Source organism: uncultured Flavobacterium sp. (assembly GCF_951805225.1).
GTDB lineage: Bacteria > Bacteroidota > Bacteroidia > Flavobacteriales > Flavobacteriaceae > Flavobacterium.
Window position 1 is genome coordinate 637,924 of sequence record NZ_OX638201.1, and the last position, 15,151, is coordinate 653,074.

The 15,151-nt window shown below is 32.4% G+C and carries 8 protein-coding genes; 7 read left to right on the forward strand and 1 reads right to left on the reverse strand.

The features are described 5' to 3' along the window. Positions 1 to 212 precede the first annotated feature (212 nt). The gene (gene dnaK / locus WN975_RS02835) at positions 213 to 2,096 is read left to right on the forward strand and encodes a molecular chaperone DnaK (protein WP_337965121.1); all 1,884 of its coding nucleotides are present in this window, start codon (positions 213 to 215) and stop codon (positions 2,094 to 2,096) included. Positions 2,097 to 2,233: 137 nt separating this feature from the next. Here the strand turns inward: dnaK and WN975_RS02840 are convergent, their stop codons facing one another. Beyond that, the gene (locus tag WN975_RS02840) at positions 2,234 to 2,881 is read right to left on the reverse strand and encodes a carboxypeptidase-like regulatory domain-containing protein (RefSeq protein WP_337965122.1); all 648 of its coding nucleotides are present in this window, start codon (positions 2,879 to 2,881) and stop codon (positions 2,234 to 2,236) included. A gap of 157 nt (positions 2,882 to 3,038) precedes the next feature. On the opposite strand from WN975_RS02840, the gene corA reads away from it, so the two are divergent. The 6 genes from corA (at position 3,039) to WN975_RS02870 (ending at position 15,111) form a co-directional block, all read left to right on the forward strand. After that, complete coding sequence (gene corA, locus WN975_RS02845; RefSeq protein ID WP_337965123.1) at positions 3,039 to 4,109, forward strand: magnesium/cobalt transporter CorA; 1,071 nt, start codon at positions 3,039 to 3,041, stop codon at positions 4,107 to 4,109. A gap of 48 nt (positions 4,110 to 4,157) precedes the next feature. Further along, entirely contained in the window at positions 4,158 to 6,251 is a 2,094-nt protein-coding gene (pta, locus tag WN975_RS02850; RefSeq protein WP_337965124.1) for a phosphate acetyltransferase, read from the forward strand. A gap of 93 nt (positions 6,252 to 6,344) precedes the next feature. Further along, entirely contained in the window at positions 6,345 to 7,529 is a 1,185-nt protein-coding gene (locus tag WN975_RS02855) for an acetate kinase (protein ID WP_337965125.1), read from the forward strand. 102 nt (positions 7,530 to 7,631) lie between these two features. Continuing rightward, on the forward strand, positions 7,632 to 10,376 hold the full coding sequence (locus WN975_RS02860; protein WP_337965126.1) for a histidine kinase: 2,745 nt from the start codon (positions 7,632 to 7,634) through the stop codon (positions 10,374 to 10,376). Between the two features lie 243 nt (positions 10,377 to 10,619). Continuing rightward, positions 10,620 to 13,652 (forward strand): SusC/RagA family TonB-linked outer membrane protein, encoded by a 3,033-nt coding sequence (locus WN975_RS02865; RefSeq protein ID WP_337965127.1) that lies wholly within the window; start codon positions 10,620 to 10,622, stop codon positions 13,650 to 13,652. Positions 13,653 to 13,656: 4 nt separating this feature from the next. Then, positions 13,657 to 15,111 carry a RagB/SusD family nutrient uptake outer membrane protein gene (locus tag WN975_RS02870; RefSeq protein WP_337965128.1) on the forward strand — a complete coding sequence of 485 codons (1,455 nt, stop codon included), beginning with the start codon at positions 13,657 to 13,659 and terminating at the stop codon, positions 15,109 to 15,111. Positions 15,112 to 15,151 lie beyond the last annotated feature (40 nt).

Sequence of the window (15,151 nt, forward strand, 5' to 3'; positions counted from 1 at the left end):
ATATAGTGGATAGCAGGAAACAGCTCCTAATAATGACACGTAAAGTACTGATATGCCACGATTGTCAGGTTTGAAAAATGTCATGTTGTCAGATGATTATTGTCGTGCCAATATTAAAACTGACAATTTACTTTGGTTTTTTATATTGGCACAAAGATTGACTTATGCCACCTGAGTTATAAAATGTATATCAAAAATTAAATATATAAAAAATGGGTAAAATAATCGGAATTGACTTAGGTACGACGAACTCTTGTGTTTCTGTAATGGAAGGTAACGAAGCAGTTGTTATTCCTAACGCAGAAGGAAAAAGAACAACGCCATCTATCATCGCTTTTGTTGAAGGTGGAGAAATTAAAGTGGGAGATCCTGCAAAAAGACAAGCGGTAACGAATCCTACAAAAACGATTGCTTCTATTAAACGTTTTATGGGACACACTTTTGCTGAAACTCAAGAAGAGGCAAAAAGAGTTCCTTACAGTGTTGTAAAAGGTGACAACAATACTCCACGTGTGGATATTGACGGTCGTTTATACACTGCTCAAGAATTGTCAGCAATGACTCTTCAAAAAATGAAAAAAACTGCTGAAGACTATTTAGGTCAAACTGTAACTGAAGCGGTTATTACTGTTCCTGCTTACTTTAACGATGCACAACGTCAAGCTACTAAAGAAGCTGGAGAAATTGCTGGTCTTAAAGTTATGCGTATCATCAATGAGCCAACTGCTGCTGCACTTGCTTACGGATTAGATAAAAAAGGAACTGATCAAAAAATTGCTGTTTACGATTTAGGTGGAGGTACTTTTGATATCTCTGTTCTTGAATTAGGAGATGGTGTATTTGAAGTATTGTCTACAAATGGTGATACTCACTTAGGTGGTGATGATTTTGACCAAGTTATTATTGACTGGTTAGCTGACGAATTCAAAACTGAAGAAGGTATTGATTTACGTTTAGATCCAATGTCATTACAACGTTTGAAAGAGGCTGCAGAGAAAGCTAAGATTGAATTATCATCTTCTGCTGAAACTGAAATCAACTTACCTTACGTAACTGCTACTGCTTCTGGACCAAAACACTTAGTGAAAAAATTATCTAGAGCTAAATTTGAGCAATTATCTGATTCTTTAGTAAAACGTTCTATGGAGCCAGTTGCTAAAGCATTAAAAGATGCAGGTTTATCTACATCTGATATTGACGAAGTTATTCTTGTTGGAGGTTCTACTCGTATGCCAAGAATTGCTGACGAAGTTGAAAAATTCTTTGGTAAAAAAGCGTCTAAAGGTGTTAACCCTGATGAGGTTGTTGCTATTGGAGCAGCTATTCAAGGTGGAGTTTTATCTGGAGATGTAAAAGATGTATTGTTACTTGACGTAACACCTCTTTCTTTAGGTATCGAAACTATGGGTGGTGTTATGACTACATTAATTGAGTCTAATACAACTATTCCAACTAAAAAATCTCAAGTATTCTCTACTGCTTCTGATTCTCAGCCATCTGTTGAGCTTCACGTATTGCAAGGAGCTAGAGCAATGGCTGCTGATAACAAAACTATTGGTCGTTTCCACTTAGATGGTATTCCACCAGCACCAAGAGGAGTTCCTCAAATCGAGGTTACTTTTGATATTGATGCTAATGGTATCATCAAAGTTACTGCTACTGATAAAGGAACTGGAAAATCTCACGATATCCGTATCGAAGCTTCTTCTGGATTAACAGCTGAAGAAATCGAAAAAATGAAACAAGATGCTGAAGCTAATGCTGATGCTGATAAAATTGCAAAAGAAAGAGCTGAGAAATTGAACGAAGCTGATAGTACTATTTTCCAGACTGAAAGTCAATTGAAAGAATTGGGAAGTAAATTAACAGACGATCAAAAAACAGCTATCGAATTTGCTTTAACTGAATTAAGATTTGCTCACCAATCTCAAGATCTTGAAGCAATCCAAAAAGGATTAGACAATGTAAATGCAGCTTGGAAAGTAGCTACAGAAGCAATGTACGCTCAAGGTGGTGAAGGTCAACAAGCAGCTCCACAACAAGAGCAATCGCAAGGTGACAATGTTGAAGACGTTGAATTCGAAGAAGTAAAATAAGCAGAGAACTTCCGATTTATCGGAATGTGAATCGCTTATCCCGATTTTTATCGGGATCTTTTGAAGATCATAAATAAGGAAAAACCGAGTCAGAAATGGCTCGGTTTTTTTGTACTTTATAATTAGTAAAATTATGTTTAATCATCTTCTGGATCTCTTATAATTGAGAAACCTTGTAATTCTACTTCGTCAATTTTCATTTTGATGGTTAGATTTAGATTTTTTTTCAAATGAATTTCAACTTCTTTATAGCCTACAAATAAAACTCTTAATACATCGCGTTTATCCGCTTCTATTGAAAACTTTCCGTCAATGTCTGTTGAAATTCCGTTTTTTGTGTTTTTAATTGAGACAAATGCACCAGGTAAAGGATTGTTCTTTTCATCATAAACAACCCCTGAATATCTGATTTTACCATTAGATTTAACGTTTACAGAATCACTAAGTTGCTTTTTATCTGTTTGCTCTATTTTTATTTTGCCTTGTGCTTTTGCTATTTGGTTTCCTAAACCAAGAAATGCAATGAGCGAAGCCGCTGCAATAATCCAGATTGATTTTTTTTCTTTAGGAATAATCATTTCACGATCTAATTGCGATATTCTAAATCTGCCGCACAGTTTTTCCTCTTTTTTATAGGCTAAAATAATTTCCCTATCCGAGGATTTTGTAAAATCAATTACATTTTTTTGGCAACTGCTACAAAATTTACCTTTTTCTGTTGGAGACATTTCATACCAGTTTTCATGACAAGGTTCTGGAATTGAGATTTTTATTTTGTTCGTCATTTTATTTTATGCTGTTTAAATGTATTCTAAAACAAATTGCTGTTTATAAAAGTAATGATTATTTAAAATTACGCGACAATAGATTCCTGTCAAAATGATAAATGTCATTTCCCATTCAGATTCTTTTTCGTAATATTACTATTGAAAATATTATTGAATGAGAAAGATAAAATACAAGAAGGGACGCAAGCTTCAGCATATCACTTTAGAGTATACAGGATCGCATAAAGAGCATCAGACAGAGATGCAGCTTTTTGTATACGATGATAACGATGTTGTTGAATATGATAAGTTTACGGTTCTGGCATTAAATACCTGTATTGATTATAATAAAAATAATTGGCTCAATGTTCACGGATTAAATAATATAGATTTACTAAAAACTATTGGCACACATTTTAAGCTGGATGATTTTTTATTGGCAGATATTTTAAATACTGCGAAAAGAACCAAGCTTGAAGAACAAAAAGATATCTTATTCTTTAATATAAAATCACTTTTGCCTTCTGAATATTCGGATAATATTAGCGTTGAGCAAATAAGTTTTATTCTGAAAGACGGAATTTTAATTTCTTTTCAGGAAAAACGAAGTGATTTCTTTACTCATATTCGCGAACGACTTCGCACACATGCGGGAATTGTGAGAACTAAAAAGGTCGATTATTTACTCTATTTATTGCTTGATGCCGTAATGGAGAATTTCTATATTACGATTGAAGATGAAGAAGATAAAATCGAAGAACTAATCAATTTAACAAAGAAAGGTGCAGATCCGGTTATTTTGGAAAAGATTGAAAATCATCGTGATAATTTTAATTTTCTAAAACGTTCTATTGTTCCGCTTCGTGATTCTTTATATTATTTAAAAACGATTAAAGACGACGATACTTATAATGGAATCCAAAAAGAGACTTTTAGTTTCTTTATCAGATTGCATCAAAAAAGCCTTGAATTGCTAGAGCAAATCGAATCGGATATGAGTTCGTTAGAAAGTGCTTCAAACTTTTATTTCTCGGAACAAAGCCGAAAAATGAATGAGATTATGAAAACCCTGACGATTATTTCGGCCATTTTTATTCCGCTTACTTTTATTGTTGGAGTCTACGGAATGAATTTTGAATACATGCCGGAACTACGAGCAAAAAACGGCTATTTTATTGTCATGGGAGCCATGTTTTTATTGGTTATAGCCTTGATTATTTATTTCAAAAAAAGACGTTGGTTTTAGCGTTTTTATTACACAGTTAAAGACTTGAAAAGTTTTAAAATATAAATTATGAGTAAAGCAATATATATAGCTACAAGTGATCAAAATAGCGGAAAATCAATTATTACACTTGGTTTAATGAGTATTTTGATTGGTAAAACAGCCAAAGTAGGTTATTTTAGACCCATTGTAGAAGATTTTATCGATGGAGAATTAGACAATCATATCGAAACTGTTTTATCGCATTTTAATCTTGATATTAAGTTTGAAGATGCTTATGCGATTACCAAAAGCAAACTGATTAAAAAGAAGAATAAAGGTAAAATAGGAGAGGTTCTGGATTTAATTATTGAGAAGTATAAAAAGCTCGAAGAACGCTTTGATTTCGTTTTAGTTGAAGGAACAAGTTTTACGGGCGAAGGAACTTCTATTGAATTAGATTTGAATGTTTTAATTGCAAAAAATCTCGGAATTCCAACAATAATTATAGGTTCAGGAATCGGAAAAACTTTAGAAGAATTAGTTGATAGTCTTTACTTAGTTTACGACTCTTTTAAAGTAAAAGAAGTTGAAGTTCTATCTGTAATTGCAAATAAAGTTCAGTTTGAAAACATAGAATTGGTAACGCAAGGATTGCAGAAAAGTTTGCCTGCTAATGTTTTGATCAACACAATTCCGTTGATTTCAAGTTTAAATAACCCAACAATGCAGGAGATTGTCAATCAGCTTGATGCAAAAGTATTGTTTGGAGGTAATTATTTGAATAATGAAATTGGGCATTTTAGTGTTGGCGCCATGCAATTGCATAATTACTTGGTTCATTTGCATGACAATGCTTTGGTAATTACTCCCGGAGATCGTTCAGATATTATTTTGGGCGCTTTGCAAGCCAATGAATCGGCTAATTACCCAACTATTTCAGGAATTATTCTAACAGGAAATATTGTTCCTGAAGAAAGTATTCTAAAGCTTATTGAAGGACTTTCGGCAATTGTACCAATTATTGCTGTTGATGGAGGAACGTATCATATTACGAACAAAATAGGTTCTATACGATCAGAAATCTACGCAAATAACACTCATAAAATAGAAACTTCAATAACTACTTTTGAAAAGTATGTAGAAGTTGAAGCGTTATCTGAAAGATTAATCACTTTTGTACCGGAAGGAATGACACCAAAAATGTTCCAGTACAATATGGTAAAAAGAGCGAAACAACATCGTAAACATATTGTTTTACCTGAAGGAAATGATGAAAGAATTATCATTGCCGCTTCAAGATTATTAGATATGGATGTGGTTGATATTTCGATTATTGGAGATAAAAAACAAATCGAAAGTAAAGTTGCAGAACTTGGAATTACATTTGATTTTTCGAAAGTAAATATTATCAATCCTATAGAATCTCCACTTTACGAAGATTATGCAAATACGTATTATGAACTTCGAAAAGCCAAAAATGTGAGTATCACAATGGCAAGAGATTTAATGGAAGACGTGTCGTATTTTGGAACTATGATGGTTTACAAAGGTCACGCCGACGGAATGGTTTCAGGTGCCGCACATACTACACAACACACGATTTTACCGGCTTTGCAATTCATTAAAACCAAGCCAAATTCTTCGGTAGTTTCATCTGTATTTTTTATGTGTTTAGAAGACAGAGTTTCCGTTTTTGGTGATTGTGCTATTAATCCAAATCCAACAGCAGAACAATTGGCAGAAATCGCAATTTCATCTGCAGAATCGAGTTCAGCTTTTGGAATTGAACCTAAAATTGCAATGCTTTCTTATTCGTCAGGATCTTCAGGAAAAGGAGATGAGGTTGATAAGGTAAGAGCTGCAACAGAAATTGTAAAACAAAAACGTCCGGACTTAAAAATTGAAGGTCCAATTCAGTATGATGCAGCAGTCGATCGTGCCGTAGGAAAAAGCAAAATGCCGGATTCTGAAGTAGCAGGGCAGGCGAGTGTACTTATTTTTCCGGATTTAAATACAGGAAATAACACGTATAAAGCCGTTCAAAGAGAAACTGGAGCATTAGCAATTGGTCCAATGTTGCAAGGTTTAAACAAGCCTGTAAACGATTTGAGCCGTGGTTGTACTGTAGACGATATTATAAATACGGTTGTCATTACGGCGATTCAGGCGCAAGGCTTGTAATCAATTAAAAATCTGGAATTAAAAATTAAAAATATTGAGCTAAAAAAGCTTAGAAACTTAGGAACTCAGAACCTTAGCAACTATAAAAAAGTAATGAAAATATTAATTATAAACTCAGGAAGTTCATCTATAAAATATCAATTAATGGTTATGCCAACAAACGAAGTGATTTGTACTGGTATGATTGATAGAATTGGATTAGAAACTTCAAATGTAACATTCAAAAGTGCCTTAAACACAATAGAAGAAACATTGCCAATTTCGAACCATAAAGTAGGTTTGCAAAAAGTAGCTAATATGCTTTTGGATGCTGAAAAAGGCGTTATAAAATCAACTTCAGAAATTGGAGCAGTTGGTCATCGCGTTGTTCACGGAGGAAGCGATTTTAGTGATACGGTAAAAATTGACGATAAAGTAAAGGCAAAAATCAAGCAGCTTTTTGAATTGGCGCCATTGCATAATCCTGCGAATTTAGAAGGAATTAATGTCGCTGAAGAAATCTTTAGCTCGGCAGAGCAAATTGCTGTTTTTGATACCGCTTTTCACCAAACAATGCCCGAAGTAGCTTATAAATATGCTATTCCAAATTATCTTCTGACAGAGAATAAAGTACGTGTTTATGGTTTTCATGGTACAAGTCACAAATATGTTTCTGAAAAAGCAATTGACTTTTTAGAAAACAATTCTAAAATAATAACCATTCACTTAGGTAATGGCTGCAGTATGGCTGCGATTAAAAACGGAAAATGTATTGATACTACAATGGGATTTTCGCCTTCTAACGGTTTAATTATGGGAACACGTTGTGGCGATATCGATCAGTCTGTGGTATTTTATATGATTAAAAATTTAGGATATACACCAGACGAAGTAAATTCGATTTTATTGAAACAAAGCGGTATGCTTGGGCTTACAGGTTATAGCGATTTACGTGATATTGAGTCAGAAGCCGAAAAAGGAAATAAAGATTGCCAATTGGCTTTATTTATGAACGCGTATCGTATCAAGAAATTCATAGGTTCTTATACTGCTGCTTTAAATGGACTGGATGCGATTGTTTTTACTGCCGGAATTGGAGAAAATTCTTCGCATATGCGTAAATTAATTTGTGCAGATATGGATTATTTTGGAATAGAACTGGATCAGGATAAAAATCAGATTCGTTCAAAAGAAATCAGAGAAATTAATTTACCGAGTTCAAAAACAAAAGTTTTGGTAGTTCCAACAGATGAGGAATACGAAATTGCAAATCAGGTTTATCATTTACTTCACGATTAAAATTTCACATTTAAATTATAAAAAAGCTCCACAATCGTGGAGCTTTTTTTAGACCTGAAAATTAAATATTTGTGAGTATCTTTGAATATAAAATATCATATTTTGAAATCGATACTTATAAAAACATTATTCTTCTTTTTCATTGCTTTTCAAATACAAGCACAAGAATTACTTCCTTTCGTAGAAAATTATAATAAATCAGATTACCAGGGTGATAACCAAATTTGGAATGTCGTTCAGGGAAAAGATAACGCCATGTATTTTGCCAATAACCATTATTTACTGCGATATGATGGTGTACTTTGGGAAAAATATTCGTTGCCAAATAAAACCATTATCAGATCTATTTTGATCGAAGGCGATAAAATTTATTCAGGTTCTTATAAAGAATTTGGATATTGGTATAGAAAAGATGGTAAAATGCATTACGTTTCTATTACCAAAAACCTGCGTTTGTTTGATGAAAAAGACAACGAAGAAATCTGGAAAATTTTCAGATTTAATGGTTCTTTATATTTTCAATCTTTCAATGATGTTTTTATCTATGATGGAAAACAGATCAAAAAAATCAGATTCCCTTTTTTAATTTCCTATTGTTTTGTTGTAGACAACAATCTTTATGTTGCTTCTGTTGCAAGGGGAATTTTTAAAATGAATGGTTCGCGAATTTCAAATCCAAAAGGTTGGGATGTTTTAAAAAAGACAGTAGTTCACGCCATCGAAAAGTATCAAGGTAAAACTTATGTTTTTACCCAGAAAAAAGGAATTTTTATTCTGGAAAACGGAAGTTTGCAACCTTGGAATAATCCTTTAAATGAAACTTTTAAAGCTGCTACAATTAATGTCGCAAAATTTATTAAAAACAATAAATTAGTTGTAGGAACAGGAAACAGAGGTGTTTTTATATACGATTTTAATACAAATACTTATAAGAATATCGATCGAAACAATGTGTTGATGAACAACTCTGTTTTGAGCATTGGTTTTGATAAAGAGAATGATTTATGGTTAGGATTAGACAACGGAATTGCTCATGTTGAGGTGAATTCGCCAATATCATTTTTCTACGATAATTCAGGGATTTTAGGTTCTGTATATTCTGTTGCAACTACAAATAAAGGATATTTGATTGCTTCCAATCATGGTATTTATGAGTTTTATGCCGGAAAATTTAATATGTTGCCCAATACTCAGGGTCAAGCCTGGAATATTACAAAAATTGACAATAAATATATTATTGGTCATAACGATGGAACATTTTCTTATGACAATGGTTCTTTAGTCAAAATAAATAATAAAAGCGGCGGTTGGAATTTATCAAAAAGCAGTATTAATGATACTTACTTTCAGTCTACTTATGACGGAGTTTTGTTGTATGATAATCCAGCAAATCTAACGCAGAGTAAAGCTATTAAAGATCTTTCGAAACCTATAAAATATGTAGCTCAGAATAGAAAGAATGAAATTTGGGCGGCAGATAATTATCGCGGATTGTATCGTGTTTTATATGATGACGATTACAAAACTAAAAAAGTAGAAAACGTTACGCAGCAAAGTAAAATAAAAAATGATTTTGGAGTTAAAATTTTTGAATTCCGAAGTGAGATTCTTTTCCTTATAAATAATATTTGGTATACTTATAATTCACTCAGTAATAAATTGGAAGAAAACAAATTGTTTAATTCTAATTTCAAAAATATTAGTGACGTTGTATCAATTGACGAAGATCATTTTATGGTTCTTCAAAATGGTATTTTGTATCATATTTATGCTGATGGAAATAAATTTCTATGGAATATTATTCAACAGAAATATTATAAAGGAAAACTGATCAATGATAATCTTAGAATTTTTAAAACTCAGAATCATTATTTATTGAATCTTGATGATGGTTTTATTTCGCTTCCGCTGAAATATGAAAATCATCAAAATTCAGACGTTAAAGTAGAAGCATTCAATGAAGAAAATTTAGTTGAGCAAGATTCAAAAATCAAGTTCAATACAGAATTAAAGATTAATGTGATTTCAGGAATTTACGGAGCCAGTAAACCTAATTTATTTTATAAACTTAATAATAGTAAAGATTATCTTCCGGTTTTAGACGGATTAATTGTATTGAATAATTTAAGCAGCGGTTATCATTCGATAACTATATTTAATCACAATGGAGCCAATTATGAAAAGGTTGCAAATTTTGATTTTAAAGTTGCTGAACCTTGGTATTTTTCAATTTGGATGATTTTCTTGTATTTATTAGCAATTGGAGCAATTTTATTTTTCTATTATAAATGGAATAAATTTCGATACATGCAAAAATTAAAATTGCAGGCTGAAGAATTAAAGCATCAAAGAGAAATTCTGGAAATGGAATTGAAAGCAGAAAATGAACTGAATGTTCAGGAATATGAAAAACACATTCTGGAACTTGAATTGCAAACAAAATCTTCTGAAGTTGCGGGTAAATCTTTGTCTATTGCAAAACAAAGTGAAATGATCGAAAATATTCAAAGCATTCTTGATTCAGAAAAAGATTTTAATAAACTTAAAAGCGAAATCAAAAAAGCTATTAAGATTAATGAAGTCAATAAACACGAATGGGAAACTTTTGAAACAAATCTGAATCAAATTCACAATGAGTTTATCATTAACCTTTCTAAGAAATTTCCAAATCTTACTCCAAAAGATATTAAGTTGTGTGTTTATCTTAAAATGAACCTTTCATCAAAGGAAATTGCGCCTATGATGAACATCTCTTTTAGAGGTGTAGAATTGCACAGATATCGCTTAAGAAAGAAATTAAACCTTACGCAAGATGAAAACCTCTCAAAATTTTTATTAAGTCTGTAAGATTTGTATTTTATTTTTAAAGATATTATATTTTTGCATCTCTTTTTTTATATAATTCTAATACATCATTACTACATCATAAGGTTTTGTTAACGAAATAAAATTAACATTTAGATGCTTGATTTTTAATTATTTATGTTTAAAAATTAACATAATGATGTATCTATGTTGTAGTGCTTTTGATGTACTACAACGTTGTAATTGTTTAATTTGGTCGGACTAACTTAAACGATTACGAACTGTATGAAAAATTTTATTTTTAGCTTTTTAGCGCTCTTGCTGCTTCCTGCTTATATGTCAGGACAAGCAATTAAAGGAAAAGTAGTAGACAGTAGTGGAATGGGAGTTCCTGGAGCAATTATTTCTGCTTCAAATTCCAGAACTTCTGCTGATGCTGATTTCGACGGAAATTTTACAATAAACGCCAAAGAAGGTGAGATTTTAAAGATCTCAATGTTAGGTTTTGATTCTCAATCAGTACCTGCAACTACCGCACCAATGACGATTACATTAAAAGAAGCAGGAGATACTGTTTTAAAAGATGTCGTAGTAATTGGATACGGAACAAGAAAGAAAATTGATAATACTTCAGCAATCACATCTTTAAAAGCTGAAGATATTACAAAAACAAAAGTATTAAATGCTTCTCAAGCTATTCAAGGTAAAGCGGCTGGTGTTCAGGTTATTGCATCTGATGTTCCAGGTAGTACTCCTTCGGTTGTTATTAGAGGTTTAGGTACTGCATTAGGAGGTAGAAATCCTTTGTATATTGTTGATGGAATGCCAACGGAAAACATCAATAACATCAATACGAATGATATTACTTCGTATGAAATTCTTAAAGATGCTTCATCTTTAGCGATTTACGGTACAAGAGCAGCAAATGGAGTTATCATTATTACAACTAAAAAAGGTAAAGGTGATAAAGTGTCTGTTGAAGTAGAAAGTTTTGCAGGTGTTAGAAATCCTCTTAAAAAGGTTAAAATGGCAAACAGCGATCAATACGTTGCTTATACAAATGCTGCGCCAACAACTGCTAATTATTTTGCTGCAAACCAACCTTATAATACAAATTGGCTTGACGAAATAACAAGAACTGGTTCTTATACTCAAAACAACGTTTCTGTTTCTGGAGCTTCTGAAAATGTGAAATATTTTTTCAGTGCCGGAAATTATGAAGAAAAAGCGATTTTGAACGGATTAAATTATAGCCGTACAAGTTTTAGAAATAATAATGAATATAAAATTTCTAAAAAAGTTACTTTAAACCAAAACTTTAGCTTTACATCAACGAATTCTGCTCCAAAGCCTTTAAGTGCTTTTACAAATGCTTACAAACAAGCTCCAATTGTACCGGTTTATTTCTCTACAGGACAATACGGTGTTTCTTTTAGAAACTCTGATAATGTTGCTGGTCCAACTGGTGAAAAAGGTGCGTTTAATAATGTTGGAAATCCTGTCGCTCAACTTGATTTCTACAATGAACAACAACGTAGTGTAACATTACAAGGTGGTTTAAAATTAGATTACGAAATAATCAAAGGATTAAAATTTACTTCACAATTTAATGGAGAATTTTATACTTGGAAACAGTATAATTATGAAGATACTAAGAATATTTGGCTAGCAGCAGATCCAACTCGTGTGGCATCTAATTATCCTGCGACTTCAAATACCAATTTATTGACAAAAGGAAGAGAACAATATTTCAACTGGAACTTATCTAATTATTTTACTTATAATAAAGTTTTTGCTGGTATTCATGATGTTGAGGTAACTGCAGGTATGGAGGTTTCTGTAAAAGGACCAAGAGAAACATTATCAGTAGTAAGAAAAAATGTAAATCCAAATTCTAATTACTGGGCTCTTTATAATTCTACAGACGGTAAAGGAGTAGATTATGCTGGAAACGTTGTGAATTTATACAATGTAGTGTATAATGAAAGCAGATTAGCTTCTTATTTTGGTCGTTTCCAATATAAATTAATGGACAAATACTTGTTTACAGGTACCGTTAGACGTGACGGATCTTCAAATTTTAATAAAGATTATCGTTGGGGAACTTTTCCATCTTTTGGTATAGGTTGGATTTTGACAAAAGAAAGCTTCTTAGCTGATGTTAAAGAAATTAATTTAATTAAATTAAGAGGTAGCTGGGGTAAATTAGGAAATCAAAACGTTCCATTAAATAATCAGGCTTACAACTCAGGACTTAATAGTTATTTAGGAGGTTCTATTCTTTACGAAGGAACTACAATTTCTTCTCAAATTGATCCAAGTTTATCTTGGGAAGTTACTGAAGAAGCTTCTGTAGGTGTTGATTTTGAATTACTAAACAGTAGATTAAAAGGATCTTTTGATTACTATGATAAAAATACAAACAATGTAATTTTAAATACAAAACCTTATGTAACTTCTGGAATTACTTTGGCAACTCCAGCACACGTAGGAGAAGTTTCTAACAAAGGTTATGAAATTTCTTTACGTTGGGATGATAAAATTACAGACAATTTGAGTTACTGGGTTGGAGGTAATTTCTCTCACAACAAAAATGAACTTGCCGGATTAAAAGATTTAGACATTTCTCCAATTATTGGTGGAAATTTAGGAAATGGTCAAAATACCAAAATTCTTGACAAAACTTCAGTTGGTCAGCCATTAGGTAGTTTTTACATATATGAATATGCTGGAATCGATCCTGCAAATGGAAAAATGTTGTATTACAATGCAGCAGGGGCAAAAGTTACTCAAGATGTATTAGATCTTACTAAAGACAGAAAATACGTAGGTTCAATTTTGCCAAAAGCAAATTACGGTGTTACGTTAGGTTTAAACTACAAAAATATCGATTTCTCAGTTGACGGATACGGTACTGGTGGAGCTAAAGTTTATAATGGTAAAAAAGCACAACGTTTTTCTGGTGAAAACATTGAAGCATCTTTAACAAATAATTATTGGACTCCGGCAAATACAACAGGAACTAATCCTGCTCCATTTAATGAGGTTCCTGTAGCATCAACTTATTACTTAGAATCAGGAGATTTCTTTAGAATAAACAATATCACTTTAGGATATAAACTTCCTTTAACTGATTTAAGTTTTATTAACTATTGCAGAATTTATGTAAACGCAATTAATCCATTTATAACTCAAAAATTCTCTGGATTTTCTCCTGAGTTAAATGGAGATGGTAATCCTTACGGAACTCAAGGTGTTGAGCTTGATGCTTATCCTACTTTAAGATCTTTCGTTGTTGGTGCTAATTTAAAATTTTAATATTATGAAAAAGATATATATATCAATGTTTGTACTATCAGCATTCTTTTTTACTGGATGTGCAGACGACTTTTTAGATGTCAATCAAACAGAGTCTATTTCTACAAACGACATAGAATTATTTAACAGTGATGCTGGTGCAGCAACATTTGTAACTTCTATTTATAGTAAGTTTTTAGAATGGGATATGAGTGTATTTGGTTGGATTGGATTGGCAAGTATAACTTCTGATGATGCTGACAAAGGATCATCTCCAGGAGATACAGGTACAGATAAAGATGTTTTAGATGCCTTAACTTATAATTCATCAAATCCATCTGCAGAAAGTACTTTTACAGCTCAATACGATGGAATAAACAGATGTAATCAGGCATTAAACATTATTCCAAAATTAGATAAAGCAAATCCTGCTTTAAGAGAAAGATTAATGGCAGAAGCTAAGTTCTTAAGAGCTTTCATGTACTTTACTTTAGTAAAATGTTATGGAGGTGTTCCAATTGTAGATCACTTACCAAATCCATCTTCACTTGAAGATAAAAACATGTTATTAACTCGTAAAACTGCTGCTGAAGTATATGCTTTTATCGAGAAAGATTTAAATGAAGCAATTGCTGTATTACCAGTTAAATCAGCCTATGCTGCTGATGAGAAAGCAAGAGCTTCAAAAGGAGCAGCTTATGCATTATTAGCGAAAGTTAATTTGTACCAAAAAAACTGGCAAAAAGTAGTAGACAACTGTAATTTGGTTACTGGTTACGCAATTGCTCCGGATTATGGTAAAATGTTTAGAGTAGAAGGAGAAAATGGTGTTGAATCTATTTTTGAAATTAACGGAGTTGGTTCTGTTCCTATAAAAGGAATTGGAGGATATTCAAACGTTCAGGGTGCTCGTGGTACCGGTGGATGGGGATGGGGATTCAATACACCATCTCAAAGTTTATTAAATGCTTATGAAGCAGGAGATGTTAGAAAAAATGCTACTATTATTTTTAGAGGTTCAACCTTATATGATGGCAGAGTAGTTCCTGCAACAGTAGAGAATGCAATGTATAATCTTAAAGCTTATTCTTCAAAATATACTGATGCGTGGGAAACTGATGCAAATATTACTTATTTAAGATACGGAGAAGTATTGTTGATGAAAGCTGAAGCTTTGAATGAATTAGGTCAAACATCTGATGCGATTCCTTTATTAAATCAAATTAGACATAGAGCTGGTTTAGGAGATACTCCTGCAACTTCTCAAACGGCTGTTAGAACAGCAATTTGGAAAGAAAGAAGAGTTGAATTAGCTTTTGAATTTGACAGATTCTTTGACTTAGTTAGAACGGGTCAGGCAAAAGCGGCTTTTGCAGCAGATGGAAAAGTATTTACAGAAGGTAAAAATGAATTGTTCCCAATTCCTGCCTCATTCATAATACAATCTGGAGGTTTAGCAACTCAAAACCCTGGTTACTAATTAAAATTTCAAAATCACTCCTTTCAAAACTTAGAAAGGA

Excerpts from the sequence above, each read along its gene's own strand:
- dnaK (WP_337965121.1), top strand. The coding sequence starts at position 213 with ATGGGTAAAATAATCGGAATTGACTTAGGTACGACGAACTCTTGTGTT.
- WN975_RS02840 (WP_337965122.1), bottom strand. The coding sequence starts at position 2,881 with ATGACGAACAAAATAAAAATCTCAATTCCAGAACCTTGTCATGAAAAC.
- corA (WP_337965123.1), top strand. The coding sequence starts at position 3,039 with ATGAGAAAGATAAAATACAAGAAGGGACGCAAGCTTCAGCATATCACT.
- pta (WP_337965124.1), top strand. The coding sequence starts at position 4,158 with ATGAGTAAAGCAATATATATAGCTACAAGTGATCAAAATAGCGGAAAA.
- WN975_RS02855 (WP_337965125.1), top strand. The coding sequence starts at position 6,345 with ATGAAAATATTAATTATAAACTCAGGAAGTTCATCTATAAAATATCAA.
- WN975_RS02865 (WP_337965127.1), top strand. The coding sequence starts at position 10,620 with ATGAAAAATTTTATTTTTAGCTTTTTAGCGCTCTTGCTGCTTCCTGCT.
- WN975_RS02870 (WP_337965128.1), top strand. The coding sequence starts at position 13,657 with ATGAAAAAGATATATATATCAATGTTTGTACTATCAGCATTCTTTTTT.